The sequence below is a fragment of the Oscillatoria sp. CS-180 genome, from assembly GCF_028330965.1.
Classification (GTDB): Bacteria; Cyanobacteriota; Cyanobacteriia; order Phormidesmidales; family Phormidesmidaceae; genus Halomicronema.
Window position 1 is genome coordinate 1 of sequence record NZ_JAQMUB010000087.1, and the last position, 19,912, is coordinate 19,912.

A 19,912-nucleotide genomic window follows, 5' to 3' on the forward strand; every position below is an offset into this window, starting at 1 on the left:
AAAAACAAAATCCACGACGAGGTCTCAATGGAGGCGATCGCGCGTCGCACGCCGGGCTTTTCCGGAGCAGAGCTAGCTAACCTACTGAATGAAGCAGCTATTCTCACAGCACGGCGACGCAAAGAAGCGATTACCATGCAGGACGTGGAAGACGCGATCGACCGTTTGACCATTGGCTTAAGCCTAACGCCGCTGCTGGACAGCAATCGGAAGAAAATGACGGCCTATCACGAAGTGGGTCACGCCTTGCTGACTACACTACTGAAGCACGCCGATGCGCTCAATAAAGTCACTATCATTCCGCGCTCCGGTGGCATCGAAGGCTTCACCCAGTCGCTACCCGATGAGGACGTTATTGATAGTGGGCTCTATACTCGCAACTGGCTGTTAGACCGCATCACAGTGGCGCTGGGGGGGTTGGCCGCTGAGGCCGAGGTCTTTGGCGATTTAGAGGTGAGCACAGGCGCAGGTGGCGACATCAAACAGGTGACGAATTTGGCGCGGCAGATGGTCACGCTCTACGGCATGTCAGACCTGGGCCCTGTTGCTCTCGAAAGCATGGGCAATGAGGTGTTTTTAGGCCGCAACATGATGCCCCGCTCGGAATACTCCGAAGAAATGGCCTCTAAGATTGATCGACAGGTGAGGGCGATCGCCAACTTCGGCTATAACCGCGCCCGCGAAATCCTGCGAGACAACCGTGCTCTAATTGATTATCTGGTTGATCGCCTGCTGGAAGTTGAAACGATGGAAGGCGACGAATTCAGGCAGATTGTCAGACAATACACTGACATTCCTGAAAAGCGGGCAACGCCCACCGAAGTGACGGCCTAGTAGACTATGGCAGAAGTAGGCTCACCCTATAAAACGCTCGGAAAGCTTATCTGCCTCAATTTTGTAGAGCTTTGCTCTTCTCGTAGAGTATTTTGAATTCCGCGTAGCGGTACTAGGCTATTGCCGAGAAGCTCTCGGTCAGGTCACCTCAGGACATGGCTTTGGCAACGAAGTTTGTTGAACTTCAGCAACAAATTAGGCTGGGAATTCACAGAACCCTTTAGTGTGGAGTGGTGGGGAGCTGGCCTAGGTTCGCTGAATAACTATTCAAAATAATGCCGCTAACTATCCTAGTAGTGGAAGACGATGAGGGAACGCGAATATCTTTGCAAGATTATCTCGAATTAGAGGGATACCTTGTTGTCGTCGCGGAGGACGGCTGGAAAGCTCTACAGGCTGTCAGTGAGTTTCAGCCGCAGCTCATCATCACAGACATCAGCATGCCTCGGATTGACGGCTATGCTTTTCTGAAAAGCCTGCGTCAACAGCCTGCTTGGCGGTTGCTGCCTGTTATCTTGCTGACCGCTCGAACGGCTACTCAGTCTAAGGTGCAAGGCTATCAGGTAGGCTGCGATGTCTACATTGAAAAGCCCTTTGAGCTAGATGAAATTGGTGCCGTGGTGAAAAACCTGCTGGCGCGATCGCAGCTCATCCAAACCGCCTGGATGCAGTACCAAACCCTTCCCGAACCTGTTCCACCCGCCGATCAGACGCCAACTATCCCCAATGAGCCGCTGGAACCCGTCCTCAATTTTTCTTTCACCGATCGCGAACGATCCGTGCTAGACCTGCTGACAGAAGGCATGTCAAACGCACAAATTGCCGCCACACTGTTCTTGAGTCCCCGCACCATCGAAAAGTACGTGACTAGCCTGCTCCGTAAAACCGACACCAGCAACCGAGCAGAACTCGTCCGATTCGCCATGGATCATCATTTGGTGGATTGAAGCTTAATCTTGAGGTGATTGGGTCACTCTGACCTGAAAGTCACTGCCTGAAATTCCCCAAATTGTTATCCGTTCCATGCAAATTGTTCTATTGAGGGTATGCCACAGGTCTCAAGCACCGGTTGTGGAAGGAAAGGGGGAAATACTGCCCAAAGCTTGAAAAGACCCAACTGAACCCTCTTTCTGCGAGGTCCAGGACGGCGGATTCGTCCTGGTCGTAGGCCGAAGGACGCGCGAAGCTGGGGGGCTGAGAAAAAGAAATTTCCCCCAGTCGCCCGCTATAACGAAGCCGGTAGAGTCGTCGTATGACCCATTGTAAGCAGCAGCCAGAAGCCCTACCGTCGTCAACTTTGACTGACTTTATCAATGGATAGCAGACTGGGGGATTTTAGGGGCTATATCGAACTGGCTATCGGGTTAATTGTCTCTGAACTTAGCCATACCGAACAGCGAATTACGCTGCTCTGAACAGGACCAAAATTTAATGAACCGTTCCTGAGATAATGGTCAGTAGCCACAATGGCGTCATAGCGCGATCGCCCCACTCCGAATATTTCTCAATGGCCTACTACATCTCCCCTCGTTTCCTCGACAAGCTTGCCGTTCACATCACCAAAAATTACTTGAACTTAGACGGCGTGCGCGTGCCGCTCATTCTAGGCATCCACGGACGCAAAGGAGAAGGCAAGACCTTTCATTGTGAACTGGTGTATGAGCGCATGGGCATTGAGGTTGTGAATATCTCGGGGGGCGAACTGGAGAGTCCTGATGCAGGAGATCCGGCCCGACTGATCCGCTTGCGCTATCGAGAAGCCGCTGAACTCGTGCGCGTGCGCGGCGTTATGGCTGTTCTAATGATCAACGATTTGGACGCTGGGGCTGGGCGATTTGACGCCATGACCCAATACACCGTCAACACTCAGCTCGTCAACAACACGCTGATGAACATTGCGGACAACCCCACTAATGTTCAACTCCCAGGCAGCTACGACGACAAGCCCATCCAGCGAGTACCCATCATTGTCACCGGGAATGATTTTGCCACCCTCTACGAACCCCTCGTCAGAGATGGCCGCATGGAGAAGTTTTATTGGCAGCCAGACCGCAGCGATCGCATCGGCATTGTCGGCGGCATTTTTGCACCCGATAACCTCGGTCAGGGGGCTATCGAGCAGCTCGTCGATACCTTCCCCCAGCAGGCGATCGACTTCTATGGGGCACTGCGTGCCCGCATCTACGACGAACAGGTTCGCGACTTTATCCACTCCGTCGGCATCAGCAGCGTCTCCAGCAAAGTGGTCAATTCCGATAAACCACTTCAGTTTGCCAAACCTACCTTTACCCTGTCTCATCTCCTCGACGTGGGACAGCAAATGGTCAGCGAACAGCGTTATCTGCAAGAGATGCGGCTAGCCGATCAGTACAATCGTGCCCTGCGGGAGCGATCGCTGCCTACCCACAGCCAACCTGCTAGCCCGCCGACCCAACCGTTCTATCGTGCCTACGACGCCCCGACCAGCAACGGCAATTCCCAGTCCTCTCAATCCTCCGAATCCCAACCCGTCAGCTTCCGAGTTAATCCGCAATCCAGCAGCAAACTCTCCACCGAAACCGTCAACCACGTACAGTCCTTGCTAAATCAGGGCTACCGTGTTGGCTTGGAACACGTCGATCAGCGCCGCTTCCGCACCAATGCCTGGAAAAGTTGCTCAACCGTTCACGCCCAGGACTCCAACGAGGCGATCGCAACCCTAGAACAGTGCCTAGTCCACTACCCCGACGAATATGTGCGCTTAATCGGCATCGACCCCAAAAACAAACAGCGCGTTTTAGAACACATCATTCAAAGACCCCATCAAACATGAGGGAGGACGTGACTCTGTTGTTCCTCTTTCTACCCTCTACCCTCATCCTGCTTGCCCAAGACTCAGCGCAGCCTTTTAGAATAGACAAACGTGATTGTTAAGGGTCAGCGAACGACTATGCCAACGCTTCAAGAAATTGCGGGTTACGCCGCAGACAGTGCAAAGAAACAAGGCATTCAAAAATACGACGTGTATGGGTCCTCGGTGGACGAAACGAGTGTTCAGGTCGATAGGGGAGAACCCAAACAGGTCAAGGCATCGCAGCGATCAAGCGTCATTGTGCGGGTGTGGAACGAGCAGGGTTTAGTCGGCGTGACAACCACCACGGATGTTGACCCCAATGGAATTGACCTAGCGCTACAGACTGCCGCCGATGCCAGCACTTTTGGCGCTAAAGATCACGTTCCCGACTTTAGTCCCGAGGCCACCGCGCCCGTGGCTGCATTGGAGTATGAGAAGGCTGCCCCTGCCGACGTTCAAAAGCTAATCCAGACCCTCGTGGATGCTGAGCGAGAGTTGTTGGAAGCTCATCCCGCGATCGCTTCAGTGCCCTACAACGGCATTGCCCAGCGCGATGTGGACCGCTTCTACCTCAACAGCGAGGGGGCGCTCCGGCAAGAGGGACGCAGCTACGCATCGGTCTATCTCTACAGCAAAACAGAACAAGACAATCGCAAGCCGCGATCGGCTGGAGCCATGCAGTTTGATCGCGGTCTCAACAGTTTGGACGTTCAAGCCTGCATTGATGAGGCCAGCGAAAAAACGATCAGCCACCTGGATTATCACAAGATTGATTCGGGTAAATACACCGTCGTTTTCTCGGCAGAAGCCTTTTTAAGTCTGTTTGATGCCTTCTCCAACCTGTTCAATGCCCAGAGCATTTTGGACAATCGCAGCCTGTCTACGGCAGAGTCCCTAGGAGAGCAGGTCGCTGTTCCTCTACTCACCGTCTACGACGATGCTCTCCACGCCGAGAACATCAGCGCTGAGACCTTTGATGGCGAAGGCACCCCCACCCGACGACTGCCCATCATCACAGACGGCGTTTTACGCAATTTCATTCACAGCGCAGGCACCGCTAAACGCATGGGAGCCGAGCCGACCGGACATGCCAGCATTGGTGCCAAGGTCAGCGTCGATGCCAACTTCTATCACATTATGGCCGGACAGCCTTCGAGTGAGACGCTGAGTCTGGATACCGCTGAAAACGTTGTCTTTATTGATGACGTACAGGCACTTCACGCGGGCGTCAATGCTTTGCAAGGCTCTTTCTCACTGCCTTTTGACGGCTGGTTGGTCAACAAAGGCGAGAAAACCAGCATCGAATCAGCCACCGTTGCAGGCGACTTCCGCGATTTGCTGAAATCCATCATTCACGTCGAAGCCGAAGCCGAAGTCACTCCCGGCGGTGTCTGTCCCCGCATTTGGGTTGAATCGCTCTCCATTACCGGAGAAGGCTAAACCTGAGACGTCTGCGTCATTCTTTTAGGGCTAAATCAACAGCGGCAGCGGCGTGGAGTGCTGTGGTGTCGAGCAGGGGAATCGACAAATCAGCTTGCTGAATCAGCAGGGTGATCTCGGTGCAGCCGGCAATAATGCCTTCTGCGCCTGCCGCTTTCAGCCGGTTGATGATGGTCAAGTATTCCTGGCGGGAGGCGGGGCTGATTTTACCTAGACAAAGTTCGTCGTAGATGATGCGGTGAATCGTAGCGCGATCGCCCGCTTCTGGCACCAGCACGCTCAGTCCATGCTGCTCCATCAGTCGATCTTTGTAAAACGCCTGCTCCATCGTGAACTGAGTTCCTAACAGGCCAACGGTCTGTAATCCTTGAGCTTTAATGGCCGCAGCGGTAGCGTCGGCAATGTGCAAAATGGGCATATCGATGGCGGCGGCAATCTCAGGCACGACCTTGTGCATCGTGTTGGTGCAGATGACCAGAAAGTCACCTCCCGCCGCCTGTAGCGATCGCGCCGCTGTGGCCAACGCCTTTCCGGCGGCAGCCCAATCCCCTTGGTGTTGCAGTACCTCAATCTCGTGAAAATCGACGCTGTGGAGCACAATCTTGGCAGAATGCAGTCCACCCAGCCGCGTTTTCACCCCTTCGTTAATCTGCTGGTAGTACAGCACCGTACTTTCCCAGCTCATTCCGCCTAACAGCGCGATCGTCCTCATATCTCGATCTCCATTCTCCTACCGACGCAAAATCTGACAAACGAGAGCGCCAACTCCGTCCGCCTCAAATTCTACCGTCACGTCTTTGAATGGACCGGCCATGGGAGTTTGGGTGCGATCGCGGCAGTCATATCGGGTCAGCGGTTGTCGCTTGCCATCTATTGTTGCGTCCACTCGATAGCGCCAGTGATACTTAGCGCTGCGCTTGACCCTTTCCAGGCAGATGTCCTGTCCGGCAGATTGACGACAGGTCGCTGCTTGAGCCACGTCTGCAAAGGACAGCAGGCAACTACACCCCACCGCTAAAGCTATGCCAAAACCCAATACTCGCGTCATCATCACGGGAACCGGTTTCTCTTTTCTACTCAACTACTCCCCACTCCCTATTCCCCACTCTTCACTCCCTTCAGACTTGACCCAAACAATATGAGCAAAGCGATATTTGAGCGATCGCAACTCCAAAATGTGATTAGTTTGCACTACCGCCCAATAGAAACAACCCCAGCATCGTGATACTGTTCCAGGCGCTATGGAGCAGCATGGGAGCGAGTAAATTCCGAGATCGCGTATACACGACACCTAAAATCATGCCCAACACCATCAAGGGCAAAACCTCTGACAGACTGAGGTGGGCGATCGCAAATACGAAACTGCTCAGCACAATGGCATTGCCGACCGACATGTATCGGGTCAAAGAGGGAAGCAAAAACCCTCTAAACAGAAATTCTTCGAACAGAGGCGCAGCGACAGAAGCAGTGATGAAGAAGATCGTGAGGGCCGCTGGATCTTGGGCCTCAAGGACCGTTTGCAATAGGGGATTGCTGCCGCCTTGCCCCTGCCAAATCTGCTGATTCAGAACCGAGACCGTCAGCATTAAAGGGAGCGCCACAATGTAGCCGCCAATTCCCCATAGAAACCAGTTACTTCGAAAATTGAACCGGAACCAGCCTTTGGGGAGAGGGCGATAGGACCGGAGGGCAAAAAAGAGAACCGCGATCGCCCCGACTGACATGGTTAAGTAATAGGCCAAAGCAAATAGAGCCTGACCGCGAATACCCTGGGTAGCTAACGGTCCTCTAAGGGGACTGATCAGCAAGGGGACAACCAGTTGCCCCATAAACAAAAATCCGCCGACCACCACCAGCCAGATCGTTTCAGCCGACCACGGCGTTTCCCAACGCTGATCGCGATTTCGGGCAAGCAGGGAATCAGCACCTTTCACCAATCGCTGCAAGCCAATGAAGATGAGTAAGCCGATTCCTAAAAGAGAGCCAATCGCGGGCAGAACACCGACAGTTGCCAAGGTGATCAGCAGGCCCTCCGCGTTCTCCGTCTCTGCGGCCTGAATCTGCGCCAGCTTTTCGGAGGCTTGGGTGCGATCGTACAGTTCTTCCAACGCCCGATTGCGAAACCAGCCCTGTAAGGTTTGGTCGAGCAGCACCTCGCTATCGGCAGGTACAGCATCACCCTGCCAAAGCTGAGTCAGTGTATCAGCAGTGAGCCAAAGCTGACTGCCTCTCGCCTGTCGCTCTTTCACCGCCTGCCAATGGGTCAGGGCCTCTGAGACGTTCCCCTGTTCCGCTTCGAGAATTCCCAATCGCAAGTCCAGCAAGTCCAGGAGTTCGGCCTGTCCCTCCAAAGCCGTCTGTAAGCGAGGGGAAGACTGTTCGGGGGCGATTGCTGTAGTCTCTTCCAGGGTTGCCAGCGCCGTTTTACGGACCGACTCATAGGTCTTTTGAGCTTCCCGCAAGGGTTCTTCCCCAAGCAGATTGCGGCGGAGTAGTGTGACCTGCTCTTCGGAGAAGCCGTCCCCCTCCCACGCAGTGGCCTGCAACAGCAAATCGGTTTGATACAGTTCCAATCGGCTAGCGACCTGGGGTTCATTCCAACTAGCAACGAGCGCACCGCCCATGAGGACGCTGACAATCACCGTCATGAGGATCAGCAAGATGCGACGAATTGTCGTAGGAAACTGAGGTGAAATTTCGGTATCCATATCGGAAATATTGAGTCAGCAAGGCACTGCTTTTCAGCGTACCTGCTATTTTGCCTTAGCGACAGGGTTCCGGCAGGTTGTCAGCGGGAACAGGCTGCCGGCAACAGTTGTCGATGCTGAAGTGCGAAGTCCAGCAGGTGAGCTGCCACGCGATCGCACACCCCCGGCTGCCCCATACGCTCTCGCAGTTTGCCATAGCCTACCAGCATGGCCTGACGAGCGTCGGTGTCCTCCAATAGCCTCAGACTGGCAGCGGTAATGCTTTCGACGGTCGCTTCCCACTGAATGAACTCCGGCACAATCTGTTCATTGAGAAATAGATTAACCGGGGAAACAAAATCGACTTTGAAGTTGAGCAAATAGTAGGCAACACGGGCGGTAATAGGATTGAGGCGATAAATGACAATCTGCGGCACGTTCATCAAAGCGACTTCTAGATTAACGGTGCCAGATTTGTTGAGCACCAGATCAGCCGCCGCGATCGCCTGCAAGCTATCGTTGTCGATCAGGCGAGCGTTGATCGATGAACGAGCGATCGCGGCCTCAATTCTAGAGCGGAGCTGATTCATCGAAAGGGGAATCAGGAATTCGACTTGCGGCTGCGATCGTTGAATCTGTTCAGCTACCGATAGCATCAGCGGCAGAATATAGTTCACTTCCTGATAACGAGACGCTGGCAGCAGCGTCACGACTTGAGCATCGGGTGCTATTCCCAGCTTTTGCCGGGCGACAGCTCGTTCTGGAGGCGACTCCAACTTGTCTACCAAGGGATGGCCAAAATAGCTTACGTCAGCACCATATCGACGATAGTATTCGGCTTCTTGTGGAAAAACCGCTACCATTCGGTCCGAAATGTCGACTAACGCCTGAGTGTCCTTCTGATTAAAAGCCCATACCCACTGTTGAGGAGCAATGTAGTAAGCCGTGGGTACACTCGGAAAGTGTTTTTGTAGAAACTTTCCCAAGGATAAATTGGACACCATGTAATCAATGAAGACCAGCAAATCCGGTTGCGTCTCTCGCAAAAACTGATGTGTCCGCCGCTGCATGAGAAAACTAGGAATGGCATGGGGGAGCGCCTCCAGCAGGCCAACAGAACCGATTGGCGTGGTGTCTCCAATCAGCTTAGCTCCCGCTGTTGCCATACGATTTCCGCCCAACGCAGACACTTCCAGGGATACACCCAAAGCGTTTGCTTGGCGATGCAAGGCCTGAACCAAGTAGCTGCCCTGTAGATCACCGGAAACTTCTCCAGTACTCACCAAAATGTGGAGAGGAGGGCACTGGACTGAGCGATCGCGCGAATTCTCCATTAGCTTGCCGTGCCGGACTTCTTGCTAATATCACCGGCCATTGGACCACGGCGTTTGCCTCCGCTTGCAGACGATTGCAGAAACGCCTGAAGATGCTGAACGTGTTCATTATTGGGCCACTGGTCCAAGCTAGAGACGGCTTCTTGCAGTGCCAGGTCCGAACGATACAAAGCTCGATAGGCTTCCTTCAGTTCTCGATAAAGACGGCCTTCCTTTGAATCTGCAATCCCGCTTCGGCGCAAACCTACCACATTCAGGCCCCGCACTCGGCACGGGTTGCCTTCAACAACCATATAAGGAGGAACATCGCGGTCAATACGGCTCATACCGCCTAGCATGGCAAATCGCCCAATTTGGACAAACTGATGAATCCCCAACACGCCGCCAATGACCGCATTAGACTCAATTTCAACATGGCCAGCCAAAGAGACCGCATTAGCAATGATGACCTGATTACCAATGACGCAGTTGTGAGCAACATGCACATAAGCCATCAGCAAATTGTCATCCCCAACCACGGTTGCCTCGCCAGCATGAGTGGCGCGGTTGATCGTGACGTACTCCCGAATGCGGTTGTTGTCGCCAATTTTGACCAGACTGATCGAACCGTCGTACTTCAAGTCCTGCGGTTCGATGCCAATGACCGCCCCTGGAAAAATTTGATTGCCCGCCCCAATCTCGGTGTGGCCGTCAATCACAACGTGGGCACCAATGTCTGTTTCAGGTCCAATCGTAACTTTTTCGCCAATCACCGCATAGGGACCGACTTTGACTGTGGGATGGAGAGTTGCCCCCGAATGAATCACCGCTGTTGGATGAATAAGCGTAGTCAAGGACATGCCTCCAGAACCCCGAGTATCAGTAAGACGCACAGACATTGTTAACAAATAAAGGGTTTCACTAATCAACAACGGAGAACATTAGGTCTCCTTCACACACCAACTGACCCTCGACTTCCGCTCGGGCATGCATTTTGCCAAACCGCTGGCGCTTAACGGTCAGCAAGGTCACCGTCATGACTAACTGATCTCCAGGCACCACGGGCCGCCGGAAACGCACTTTGTCGATGCCTGCAAACATGCAGAGACCATCAATTCCAGGCAGTTGAGTCAGCACCACACCGCCGACTTGGGCCATAGCCTCGACAATCAGCACACCCGGCATGATAGGACGTCCTGGAAAGTGCCCCTGAAAGTGGGGTTCGTTAAACGTCACGTTTTTGATCCCAATCGCCCTTTCCCCTGGAACATAGTCAAGGATGCGATCCACAAGGGCAAAGGGATAACGATGGGGCAGCAGTTCCTGAATTTCTTCCAGGGTAAACGTTGTTTTGGGGGTAGCTGATGTCACCTCCTCCGGGGGGGCTTGCACGGCGGAGGTGCCTTGGTTGGAATGAGTGTTTACCACGGTTGTCATCGGTTTCTTCGCAATGGCTGAATAGCCAAATCCTGCTACTGTCTTGAGTCTTTGCTAATTCTCCCACTTGAGAGCTAATTTACAAAGGAAATCTTAAGGAACAGTCTTCAGCCAGAGCGCAGTCTAAATGACGGCGGTAGCCTGCGAAAGTGCCTTAGCGAGTTGAGTGTGTAAGGCATGGCTAGCCTTGTAGGCCACGACGTGGGCTGTCGGAAGCGCCCCTAGCAGGCTGAGGTCGCCAATCAAGTCCAGCAGCTTATGACGAGCAGGCTCATTCTCAAACCGTAGGGGAGGATTGACCCAACCTTCGCGATCGCACACCAAAGCATTCTCCAGGCTGCCCCCTTTAATCAATCCCTGCTGCCGCAGATACTCAATCTGGTGTGCTAGCCCAAAGGTCCGAGCCGGAGCCACCTCATCCACAAAAGACTGGGTATCTGGCGACCAGCTATACCACTGATTGCCAATTGCCGGTAAATCAAAGTCGATGCCATAGGTGAACCGGGCTGCTGGAGCAGGCATAGCAACCACAAAGGCATCCTGATCGCGCACCCAAATGGGCTCACTGACAGTGATGACCGGGCGATCGCCTGATTGCACCTGACACCCTGCTGCCTGTAAAGCCTCTACCCAAACTTGGGCAGAGCCATCTAATAGCGGCATTTCCGGACCATCCACTTCAATCCGAGCATTGTCGATCCCCAAACCAGCCATTGCCGCCAGTAGATGCTCAACGGTTCTCACCGTGGCGTCACCCACCGCCAGTTCCGTCGAGAGCATTGTCTGTCTGACCGCCTCAATCCGAGCTGGAATCACAGGTGCATCTGGCAAATCCGTACGGACAAACACTCGCCCCGTGTGCGCTGCCGCCGGTTGGATCCGCACCTGAGTTTCAACGCCAGAGTGCAGGCCAATCCCGACTTGGGCCACTGCCTTTTCAACCGTTTGCTGCTGCGGCAGCGAAGTGCTAACCGCTGTTTTCATTCCGGACGGGATTGTCTGCGTCATTGTTTTAGAACCGTTCACCAATACCGAAGTGTAATCGTCCGTCACCCTGATCGCTGAAGCCATAGTCCACCCGAATTGGACCTAGGGGGGTTTGGACTCGGACACCAGCACCATACCCAAAACCGCTACCGGGTTTATCCCGATCAGGTCCAGGTGAACCAGGAACTGAATCCCCCGTGCCCAGATCGCTGCCCACATCTAGGAACACAGCCCCTCCCAAGAATGAGAAGAGGGGGAAACGATATTCCACAGACGCTTGTAGATAGGTCTGCCCGGTTCCCAGTTCGCCTTCCTCGTAGCCCCGGACTGAGTTAGTGCCCCCCAAGGTGAATGCTTCATAGGGTGGGAAGTCGCCCAAGATGGTTCCCCCCTGAACATTGATAGCAATGGTTTGTGCACCTTCATTGAAGTTCAAGAGAGAAACGGGAATGTAGTAGCTGTAGCTGGCTCTGAGGCGATTGAAAAAGATACTGCCCTGACCCAAGGGAATCGACTGTTCAGTCCCCAATCGCAGAACGGAGCCACTGGTTGGCGCGAAGGAGTCGTTTCGTAAATCCTGCACCACCCCAAACTGCACTGTCCACAAGTCATCGGCTCCAGTGCCGCTAGCCGTGAGTGGATTCCCAGCCTCGTCTTCCGTAAAGGTATCCCCGTCGCTATCGGTTGTTCGAATCCGCTGGTAGAGCGTCCCTAGAGAGGCCGTCCAGTTATTGCCGAGGGGACGCCGGAAGGTAACACCGCCGCCAAACCGTTGAATCCGAACGCGATCGTCATTCGCCAGATTGATTTCGTTATCGCCGCCGTCAAAGACGAGGGAAACGGAGCGACGAGCAAAGCCGCTGAGGGTATAGGAGGTGCGGTTAGGATCCCCACCAATCCACGGGTCGGTAAAGCTAACGTCGAACAGAATATCTCGGGTACTGAGCTGCGCCTCAGCTGAAAACTTCTGGTTGTTGCCACCAAAGTTGTCTTGGCGATAGCTCAACGTCCCAAACAAGTCACCAGTGAAGTTGAAGCCCACACCCGCAGCAACGGATCCTGTGTTGCGCTCAACAACGTTAACGGTGACATCCACCTGCCGGGGATCTTTCTCACCCGGATTCAACGTCAGACTAATATCATCAAAAATGCCTAACCCAAAGGCTCGCTGTAGATCCGTTTGAATTTGATTTTGCTGGAACACGTCCCCTGGCTCGGTTTCAAATTCACGCAGGATGATGAAGTCTCGGGTCTTCCCAGCAATGGGGTCACCCTCCTCGTTTTCAGTGAGTCCCTCTTGTGTCATAAACCGAATGTTGATGTCTTCGATGACCCCTTCAGCGACTTGTAGCGTGACAACACCGTCCTCGCCAATGGCTGGAGCGGCGATCACCTGCGCCAACACATAGCCGTTGTCCTGATACCAGTTGTTGAGTTCGAGGATGCCCTCCTGGAATTCCAGAAGGTTGATGATTTCTCCGTACTGGGGCTCGAAGATGTCATCGACGATTTCAGTGGGCAGAACTTCGCTCCCCTCGATTTCGACTCGACTGAGTATCGGGTTCGGTTCTACCACGTAAGTCACTCGGACCCCGAGCGGCGTATCCGAGGGAACCGCCCGCACGTTAGCAAAGAAGCCAGTGGCAAAAATATTGTTGATGTCTTGCTGAATTTGCGATCGCGTCGTGGTCTGCCCAGGACGAGTACCAATCGCATCATAGACCGTATCTTCTAGCTCCAATTCAATGGGCTGTCCGGTAGGGTCGGCCACTGCTACCTCAGCCACCAGCACCTGAGTCTCAGCAGTCGCCTCGTCCTCCGCCTCATCCGTCTCCTCGTCGTCTAGCGCCTCATCCGCTTCGTCGTCCTCTGCCTCATCTATAACATCAGGCGTCTCGACCTCTGGCGCTACCTCTTCGGGGCTATCGGCAGGGACATCGTCCGGTTGCTCAGGCAATTCCTCAGTTTGAGCCAGATTGAACCGGACATCAAAGCCAACAGCCTCGGTTGAGATATCAGCGGCTGATGTCGCGATATCAGCCGCACTTTCGCTAGCGGCATCACTGACTTGGTTTAGCTGATCAATGCTGACAAACGTCGAAGTCGTTTCAGAACTATCACCGCTCGGGAAAGACAGATCGACTTGAGTGTCTGCGCTTGCTGCGGATGAAACAGGCTCCTCAAGGGTTTCCTCAGAAGCGGCAGATGCTTCGGTTTCAGCGATCGCTGGCTCCCGCTCAACCTCAAGGGGAGCGATCGTGGTGGCCGGCTGCTCAGGAGAATTAACCAGCTCAGCAACGCTAACTGTACGGGCACCGATCTCTTCTGCCAGGATTGGCAAGGTTTCGCCGCGAGCTTGAGAGGCAATTCCCAATGTCGCTGAAAGAGTCAGAAGTGCTATGAGGCTAGGGGATTGACGCATACTGGCTACGACTAAAGTAAATGGAAAGTACAGAAAAGCGCTAGCTGAGGTGTTGAAACGGATGACGTTTCAACAGTTTCTGCTGACCTTTGCGATAAACGGAAAGATTTTACCGCATTGGGCGAACTACTTTAGGCTGATCTGGGCCAGAATTCTTTGAAGGACTTCTTGATAAGCTTCAGCAACTTGACCTAAATCTTTTCGAAATCGGTCTTTATCTAAAATGCGAGCAGAAGCGTCTGTTTCTACTCGATCCCAAAGGCGGCAAGTATCCGGGCTGATTTCGTCGGCCAAAATAATGCTCCCTTGATCATCAAGGCCAAACTCAAGCTTGAAGTCAACTAAGATGATTTGACACTTTTCAAAGAAAATCCGCAAAGCAGTGTTTATTTGATTAGCTAGACGAATCAAGTCTTTTATTTGTGCCTCGTCAGCCAGTTGCAGGGCTCGAATGCGATCGCGGGTCAGCAGCGGATCGCCCAGTTCGTCATTTTTGTAATAGAACTCCACTAAACTCGGCTTCAGCGGAGTCCCCAACGCTATCCCGGTCTGTTTACACAAACTTCCCGCTGCCACATTCCTAACGACCACTTCTAGAGGAATGATGTCAACTCGGCGGACTTGCATTTCGCGATCGCTGATCGTCTCGATCCAGTGCGTCGAAATGCCCTGAGATTCAAGGAGTCGAAACAGATGGGTTGCGATCGTGCAGTTGAGCTTGCCCTTATCGGCAATTTGGCCCTTTTTTTGAGCGTTAAACGCCGTTGCATCATCTTTGAAATAGCTAACTAGAACGCCGGGATCCTCCGTTGAATACAGGACCTTAGCCTTACCTTCATAAACCTGCTGGCGTTCCATCGTGAATCGTCTCTACTTCGTTGTCATCGTGTGCACCCCATCCCAGTCAGGCGGCGGTGGGTTGTTCAGATAAGCTCGGGCACGGTTGATATGAATACCGACAGCGCGATCAGTTTTCAACTCAGCCGCCTTCTCGAAAATTTTAATCGCCTTCTTGAACTGCATACTGGTATAGGCAGTACGACCCTCTTGATACAGTTCCAAAAAGTCTTGCATGGTCTGGTCGAGGGGATTCTTTTTGAAATCCAGCAGTTCAAAAATGCTGACAGGCTGAGTTTTGCCTTTCACACGGGTTTTATCGAGTTCACGCACCCATATTTTGTCTTTGCAAAGCTCGTAGGTGTGTTCACTTAACACGATGTCACAGCCGTACTGTTTCGTGACGCCTTCTAGACGCGAGCTGAGGTTAACACCATCGCCAATCACGGTGTATTCCATCTTGCGCTGCGACCCAATGTTTCCAGAAACGACTTCCCCAGAGCTGATGCCGATACCAATACGAACTTTGGGCTGACTCTGAGCGACACGCTCCTCGTTGAAGGTGACCAACCGCTGACGCATATCTAAGGCAGATTGGACGGCTGCCCAAGCATGATTTTGTAACGGCAAAGGAGCACCATAGACCGCCATGATGGCATCTCCAATGAACTTATCCAGGGTGCCTTCAAAGGTAAAAACGGCTTCCACCATCGTCTCGAAATAGGCATTGAGCATCTCCACCACTTTGTCGGCTTCCAGATTCTCGGTAAGCGTTGTGTAGCCTCGAATATCTGAAAAGAGAACCGTGACCTCTCGCCGCTCGCCCCGCATCAGCATGTCCTCACCCAATGCCATCACTCGCTCAGCCACGCCCGGCGTCATGTAGCGATAGAGCGTTGTCTTCATCCGCTTCTCTTGGCTGATATCTTCCAATACCAACAGACCGCCACGCACCCCACCTTCAGGATTCGTGAGGGGATTAACCGTTAAATTGATGCTCCGCTCCAGGATCTGCACCTGTCTACGATTGAAGGGAACTGTGTCGTGCTTGTGACCCCAAGGCCAGAACTGATCGGGATCACTCAAGTCGGGTAGCAGCAGCAGCGCATCGGCGGGAGCTGGAGGCTGATTCGCCAGCATCGCTGTTGTAATCGGCGCTGCCATCTTCAGCGTTTGTTCTGGCACATAGTGCTTAGCCCCCGTCTCTAGGCTGTCTTCTAAGCGAAACTGGAGTTTTTCAATCGGAATGATCTCCCAGACATAGCGATTGACGAGCTGTTGCTCCCAAGCATCTCGCAGGGTGCGATCGCTATCATCGGTTGATTCAGGACAGCCCAAAAGTTCCAGAGCCGCGTCATTGATTGTGACAACTCGACCACTCATGTCCGTGGAAATAACAGCGTCTGACAGGCTTTGCAGAATGTCTTTCTGGTACTGCTTTTCCACCAGAACATTCTCAAACAGCTGAGCATTCTCCAGCGCAATCCCTGCCTGAATGTTGAACGCCCGCATAAATTCCTCATCAGAGCTGTTGAAAGACCCTTGCTTCTTGTTGATTAGCTGAGTGACCGCTATCAGCTTGCTAGAGGAATCAAACACAGGCATACAGAGAATATTGCGAGTTTGATAGCCCGTTATCTTATCTGAGGAGGGGTCAAATCGGGGATCTTGGTACGCATGGGGAATGTTCAGCGTCTCCCCGGTAGAGGCGACAAATCCCACAATGCCTCGATCCGCTGGAATACGTAACTCCATCAGCGTCTGTTCATCGCCCGACTTCACCTTCGACCACAGCTCATTCTTGGCCTCATCGATAAGCCAAAGCGTGCTCCGGTCTGCATTCATCAAATCTCGGGCCTCTGCCATAACGGACTGGAGGGTCTTCTCCAGTTCCAAACTTTGCTCCAAAGAAGAGATCGCCTTCAACAGCGAAGACACGCCCTTCTGATTTCGAGCTGCAATGTAGAAAGAATTGCAGCTTTCCAAGATGATCCCAATAGACGAGGCAAACTCCCGAAAGCTGCGCTCATCCTGGCTGTCGAAAGGGATCGGCTTACCGTTGGAGTCCAGCTTATTCAACAGCTGAACGACGGCAACAACCGTTTCCTCGGTTTTATTGAAAACGGGAATACAGAGGATGCTATGGGTCCGATAGCCCGTCTCCTGATCCGTTTTACTGCTAAATAGACTGCTCGAATAAGCATCAGCAATATTAAGACATTCCCCTGAAGCGGCAGCATGTCCAGCGACGCCTCTTCCTAACGGAATGCGAATTTCTAAGCGTCCTTCACCGTCTCCCTGAGCAATTTTGGACCAAAGTTCTTGTTTATCCCAATCCACCATAAAAATGGTCGTGCGATCAGCGTGGAGAATCTGACCAATTTTCAGAGTGAACGCCTCCAGGATTTGCTCCAGCATCGTCTCCAAGGCTTCGTTGTTGATCATGTCGATCGCCCGGAGAAAATGCTCAAACTCTCGTGTGATCTGCTCTAAGAGATTAATGAATTGCGGAGCGGGCAAATCTTTTACCCGATGGGTCAGACTCCCTTGCCGATTCGCTTGGGAGAAGGTCGCCAACATGCTTGAGTTAGACGGTGCCATAGTGGATCGCTGCTATAAGCAATGAAGATGAGAGGGAAAAAATAAGAGCAGGTTGGGACGCCGGCGATCGTGACAAAGTTTGACTCAATTTTCAATCGTCCAACTCAATTCCAGCCAGACGTCTTATGCACAGAGAAAACTCTGAGTGACAGCCCGATACCTACTACTCTACCGCTAAGTGATTTGAACAGACGTACTAAGGGCGTGTGCTCTACAGATTAACCAGTGACTCAATTAAATACACAAACATAGATGCCAATATGAATTAAAAAATAAGGTGTTTTAATTCATAATGACCTATTGGTTTGCCTGAGTCTACCCGCATATCATCAAGAGACGACACTCAAGTGAGCAGCCTGATTCTACAAAAGCGAGCAGGGATTCACAAGACAACATACAGAGGAAAGAAATCATTTTCCGAAATAACCGAGACAAAAACGATTTATTGTTACTCAGACTGACACGAAATATCTATAAGTTGACGTCTCCTGAGGGTTTAGAGTGCCTGTCTAAACGACAAGACATCAGCTCTGCAAGTCCGATGCCCTATGAGATGATGTTTGGGAATTGTTCGTATAACTTCTCCGTATGATTTGGATCGACTGGCTGATTGTTCTGGCGTATCTCGTTCTCACCCTTTGGTTAGGGCTGTACCTTTCCCGCCGAGCATCCAGGTCGTTAGTGGATTTTTTTGTGTCGGGGCGATCGCTCCCTTGGTGGCTCGCGGGCACCAGCATGGCAGCCACCACCTTCTCTATTGATACTCCGCTCTATATTGCAGGTGTCGTTGGCACTCGGGGCATTGCCGGCAACTGGGAATGGTGGAGCTTTGGCATCGCTCACGTTGTGATGATCTATGTCTTCTCGCGACTGTGGCGGCGATCAGAGATTGTGACCGATGCTGAACTGACAGAACTGCGATACGGCGGACGCACAGGAGCCGCTTTACGGGGCATCAAAGCCTTCTTGTTCGCAGTCCCCATTAACTGTATTGGCATTGGTTATGCCATGCTAGCGATGGTCAAAGTCATCACAGCACTAGAGCTTTGGGAGAGTTTAGGAGTCGCTCTGGGCGACAACACCAAACTTTGGAGCGTCATTGGCGTCAGCATATTTGTTTTGGTCTATGCTGGGTTTTCCGGCCTTTGGGGCGTCGTCGCAACGGACTTTTTCCAGTTCTTTCTAGCCTTGTTTGGGGCGATCGTGGTTGCCGGAGCAGCCTTGATCCATATCGGTGGCATGCCCGTTTTGATTGATCAGATCAAGACCCAGTTCGGACCAGACACCTTAGCGTTAGTGCCCATGAATTGGGGAGAGGGCGGACTGCGGTGGAGTGAAACCGCCGGTATCTCGGCTAATACGTTTTTGGCTTATATCGCCCTACAGTGGTGGGCGTTTCGCCGTAGCGACGGCGGTGGCGAGTTTATTCAACGCTTAGCGGCTTCCAAAAACGAAGCGGAAGCCGAAAAAGCAGCCTGGTTTTTCAACATTCTGCACTATGTGGTACGGACATGGCCTTGGGTGGTGGTAGCGCTCGTCGCGTTGGTCGTTTATCCCGGTCTCGAAGACCGAGAGCTGGGCTATCCGAAACTGATGCTCGATTTTTTGCCCCCTGTTTTGCTGGGACTAGTGGTTGCATCGTTGATTGCAGCCTTCATGAGCACAGTGTCTACGCTGATTAACTGGGGCGCGTCTTATCTCACGAATGACCTCTACGCCCGGTTCATCGCGCCGGATGCCAGCGGGGAGCAGTTGGTCTTTGCGGGCCGAGTGGCCTCAGTTTTGGTAACCGTCTTGGGCGCGATCGCCGCCTTCTACTCTGACAATGTAACGACCCTTTTTCGCCTGGTGATTGCGATCGGGACTGGCCCCGGTCTGGTTCTCATCCTGCGCTGGTTTTGGTGGCGCATCAACGCCGCCGCCGAACTCGCCTCAATGCTGGCCGGCTTTCTCATGGGTCTGCTCACCATGCCCGTAGCCGATCCCAATGCCATTCAGAATCCCTTAGTTGCTCTTTTGTATGGCATCCAAACCGAAATTCCCATCTTGGAAACGCGCGATTTCGGCGAACGGCTGTTGCTGATTACCAGCGTGACGACCGTCATTTGGGTCGCAACTATGTTGCTGACCTCCTCAGAAAGTCCCGAAATCCTTGATCGCTTCTATCGCAAAGTCCATCCCGCTGGTCCAGGCTGGAACCCTCAGCGAGTTCGGGCTGGAGAAGCCCCAATTCGATACCTCACCTTTTCCGGTAGACTCCCTCATCTATTTCTAGAACCCCCCGGCGTTTTGCCTGAGCAGAACATTTTTCTTCAGCTACAGCAGGTACTTGCAGCACTCTGTCTGCTGTTTGGCAGCATGTTTGCTGTGGGAGGCTTCCTATTGTTGCAGCCTAATATTGGCTGGTTAAGTTTGCTTTTCGCCGCCGCCGGCAGCCTTTGGTTACGCCAGCTTAGGCGATCGCGCATCACACCCATGCCTCGTCCAGGGCTAGAGGATGTCAGCGGCGGTTAGGATAAGA

The 19,912-nt window shown here is 52.9% G+C and carries 14 protein-coding genes and 1 pseudogene; 5 read left to right on the forward strand and 10 right to left on the reverse strand.

Going from position 1 to position 19,912, the window contains the following annotated elements; genetic code table 11:
* The 4 genes and pseudogenes from PN498_RS21360 to PN498_RS21375 all read left to right on the forward strand — a co-directional run.
* Window positions 1-834: pseudogene (locus PN498_RS21360) on the forward strand (cell division protein FtsH); the annotation flags it as partial.
* 275 nt (window positions 835-1,109) lie between these two features.
* Complete coding sequence (locus PN498_RS21365; protein WP_272065438.1) at window positions 1,110-1,781, forward strand: response regulator transcription factor; 672 nt, start codon at window positions 1,110-1,112, stop codon at window positions 1,779-1,781.
* 560 nt (window positions 1,782-2,341) lie between these two features.
* Window positions 2,342-3,646, forward strand: coding sequence for a ribulose bisphosphate carboxylase small subunit (locus tag PN498_RS21370; protein ID WP_272065563.1), 1,305 nt, complete (start codon window positions 2,342-2,344; stop codon window positions 3,644-3,646).
* Window positions 3,647-3,763: 117 nt separating this feature from the next.
* Window positions 3,764-5,107 carry a TldD/PmbA family protein gene (locus PN498_RS21375; RefSeq protein ID WP_272065439.1) on the forward strand — a complete coding sequence of 448 codons (1,344 nt, stop codon included), beginning with the start codon at window positions 3,764-3,766 and terminating at the stop codon, window positions 5,105-5,107.
* 16 nt (window positions 5,108-5,123) lie between these two features.
* On the opposite strand, the gene PN498_RS21380 is transcribed toward PN498_RS21375, so the two are convergent.
* From PN498_RS21380 to PN498_RS21425, 10 genes are all read right to left on the reverse strand, one after another.
* Window positions 5,124-5,819 carry an aspartate/glutamate racemase family protein gene (locus PN498_RS21380; protein WP_272065440.1) on the reverse strand — a complete coding sequence of 232 codons (696 nt, stop codon included), beginning with the start codon at window positions 5,817-5,819 and terminating at the stop codon, window positions 5,124-5,126.
* Between the two features lie 18 nt (window positions 5,820-5,837).
* Window positions 5,838-6,158 carry a hypothetical protein gene (locus PN498_RS21385; RefSeq protein ID WP_272065441.1) on the reverse strand — a complete coding sequence of 107 codons (321 nt, stop codon included), beginning with the start codon at window positions 6,156-6,158 and terminating at the stop codon, window positions 5,838-5,840.
* Window positions 6,159-6,288: 130 nt separating this feature from the next.
* Window positions 6,289-7,815, reverse strand: coding sequence for a CPBP family intramembrane glutamic endopeptidase (locus tag PN498_RS21390; protein WP_272065442.1), 1,527 nt, complete (start codon window positions 7,813-7,815; stop codon window positions 6,289-6,291).
* 80 nt (window positions 7,816-7,895) lie between these two features.
* Window positions 7,896-9,128 (reverse strand): lipid-A-disaccharide synthase, encoded by a 1,233-nt coding sequence (gene lpxB / locus PN498_RS21395; RefSeq protein ID WP_272065443.1) that lies wholly within the window; start codon window positions 9,126-9,128, stop codon window positions 7,896-7,898.
* Entirely contained in the window at window positions 9,128-9,961 is an 834-nt protein-coding gene (gene lpxA, locus PN498_RS21400) for an acyl-ACP--UDP-N-acetylglucosamine O-acyltransferase (protein WP_272065444.1), read from the reverse strand. Before lpxA ends, lpxB begins: the two co-directional genes overlap by 1 nt.
* Window positions 9,962-10,028: 67 nt before the next feature.
* Window positions 10,029-10,544 carry a 3-hydroxyacyl-ACP dehydratase FabZ gene (gene fabZ, locus PN498_RS21405; protein WP_272065445.1) on the reverse strand — a complete coding sequence of 172 codons (516 nt, stop codon included), beginning with the start codon at window positions 10,542-10,544 and terminating at the stop codon, window positions 10,029-10,031.
* 123 nt (window positions 10,545-10,667) lie between these two features.
* Window positions 10,668-11,552, reverse strand: a complete 885-nt coding sequence (gene lpxC, locus PN498_RS21410) for a UDP-3-O-acyl-N-acetylglucosamine deacetylase (protein ID WP_272065446.1) — start codon at window positions 11,550-11,552, stop codon at window positions 10,668-10,670.
* A 4-nt stretch (window positions 11,553-11,556) separates the two neighbouring features.
* The gene (locus tag PN498_RS21415) at window positions 11,557-13,953 is read right to left on the reverse strand and encodes a BamA/TamA family outer membrane protein (protein WP_272065447.1); all 2,397 of its coding nucleotides are present in this window, start codon (window positions 13,951-13,953) and stop codon (window positions 11,557-11,559) included.
* Between the two features lie 126 nt (window positions 13,954-14,079).
* Entirely contained in the window at window positions 14,080-14,811 is a 732-nt protein-coding gene (gene purC / locus PN498_RS21420; protein ID WP_272065448.1) for a phosphoribosylaminoimidazolesuccinocarboxamide synthase, read from the reverse strand.
* Between the two features lie 12 nt (window positions 14,812-14,823).
* Window positions 14,824-17,391 (reverse strand): adenylate/guanylate cyclase domain-containing protein, encoded by a 2,568-nt coding sequence (locus PN498_RS21425; RefSeq protein WP_272065449.1) that lies wholly within the window; start codon window positions 17,389-17,391, stop codon window positions 14,824-14,826.
* A gap of 588 nt (window positions 17,392-17,979) precedes the next feature.
* Between PN498_RS21425 and PN498_RS21430 the strand changes: the two genes are divergently transcribed.
* Window positions 17,980-19,905, forward strand: coding sequence for a sodium:solute symporter family protein (locus tag PN498_RS21430; protein WP_272065450.1), 1,926 nt, complete (start codon window positions 17,980-17,982; stop codon window positions 19,903-19,905).
* Window positions 19,906-19,912: the final 7 nt, after the last annotated feature.

Coding starts and splice junctions, on each gene's coding strand:
- PN498_RS21425 (WP_272065449.1), bottom strand. CDS start 17,391: ATGGCACCGTCTAACTCAAGCATGTTGGCGACCTTCTCCCAAGCGAAT.
- PN498_RS21375 (WP_272065439.1), top strand. CDS start 3,764: ATGCCAACGCTTCAAGAAATTGCGGGTTACGCCGCAGACAGTGCAAAG.
- PN498_RS21365 (WP_272065438.1), top strand. CDS start 1,110: ATGCCGCTAACTATCCTAGTAGTGGAAGACGATGAGGGAACGCGAATA.
- PN498_RS21415 (WP_272065447.1), bottom strand. CDS start 13,953: ATGCGTCAATCCCCTAGCCTCATAGCACTTCTGACTCTTTCAGCGACA.
- PN498_RS21380 (WP_272065440.1), bottom strand. CDS start 5,819: ATGAGGACGATCGCGCTGTTAGGCGGAATGAGCTGGGAAAGTACGGTG.
- PN498_RS21390 (WP_272065442.1), bottom strand. CDS start 7,815: ATGGATACCGAAATTTCACCTCAGTTTCCTACGACAATTCGTCGCATC.
- PN498_RS21385 (WP_272065441.1), bottom strand. CDS start 6,158: ATGATGACGCGAGTATTGGGTTTTGGCATAGCTTTAGCGGTGGGGTGT.
- fabZ (WP_272065445.1), bottom strand. CDS start 10,544: ATGACAACCGTGGTAAACACTCATTCCAACCAAGGCACCTCCGCCGTG.
- purC (WP_272065448.1), bottom strand. CDS start 14,811: ATGGAACGCCAGCAGGTTTATGAAGGTAAGGCTAAGGTCCTGTATTCA.
- lpxB (WP_272065443.1), bottom strand. CDS start 9,128: ATGGAGAATTCGCGCGATCGCTCAGTCCAGTGCCCTCCTCTCCACATT.
- lpxC (WP_272065446.1), bottom strand. CDS start 11,552: ATGACGCAGACAATCCCGTCCGGAATGAAAACAGCGGTTAGCACTTCG.
- PN498_RS21370 (WP_272065563.1), top strand. CDS start 2,342: ATGGCCTACTACATCTCCCCTCGTTTCCTCGACAAGCTTGCCGTTCAC.
- PN498_RS21430 (WP_272065450.1), top strand. CDS start 17,980: ATGATTTGGATCGACTGGCTGATTGTTCTGGCGTATCTCGTTCTCACC.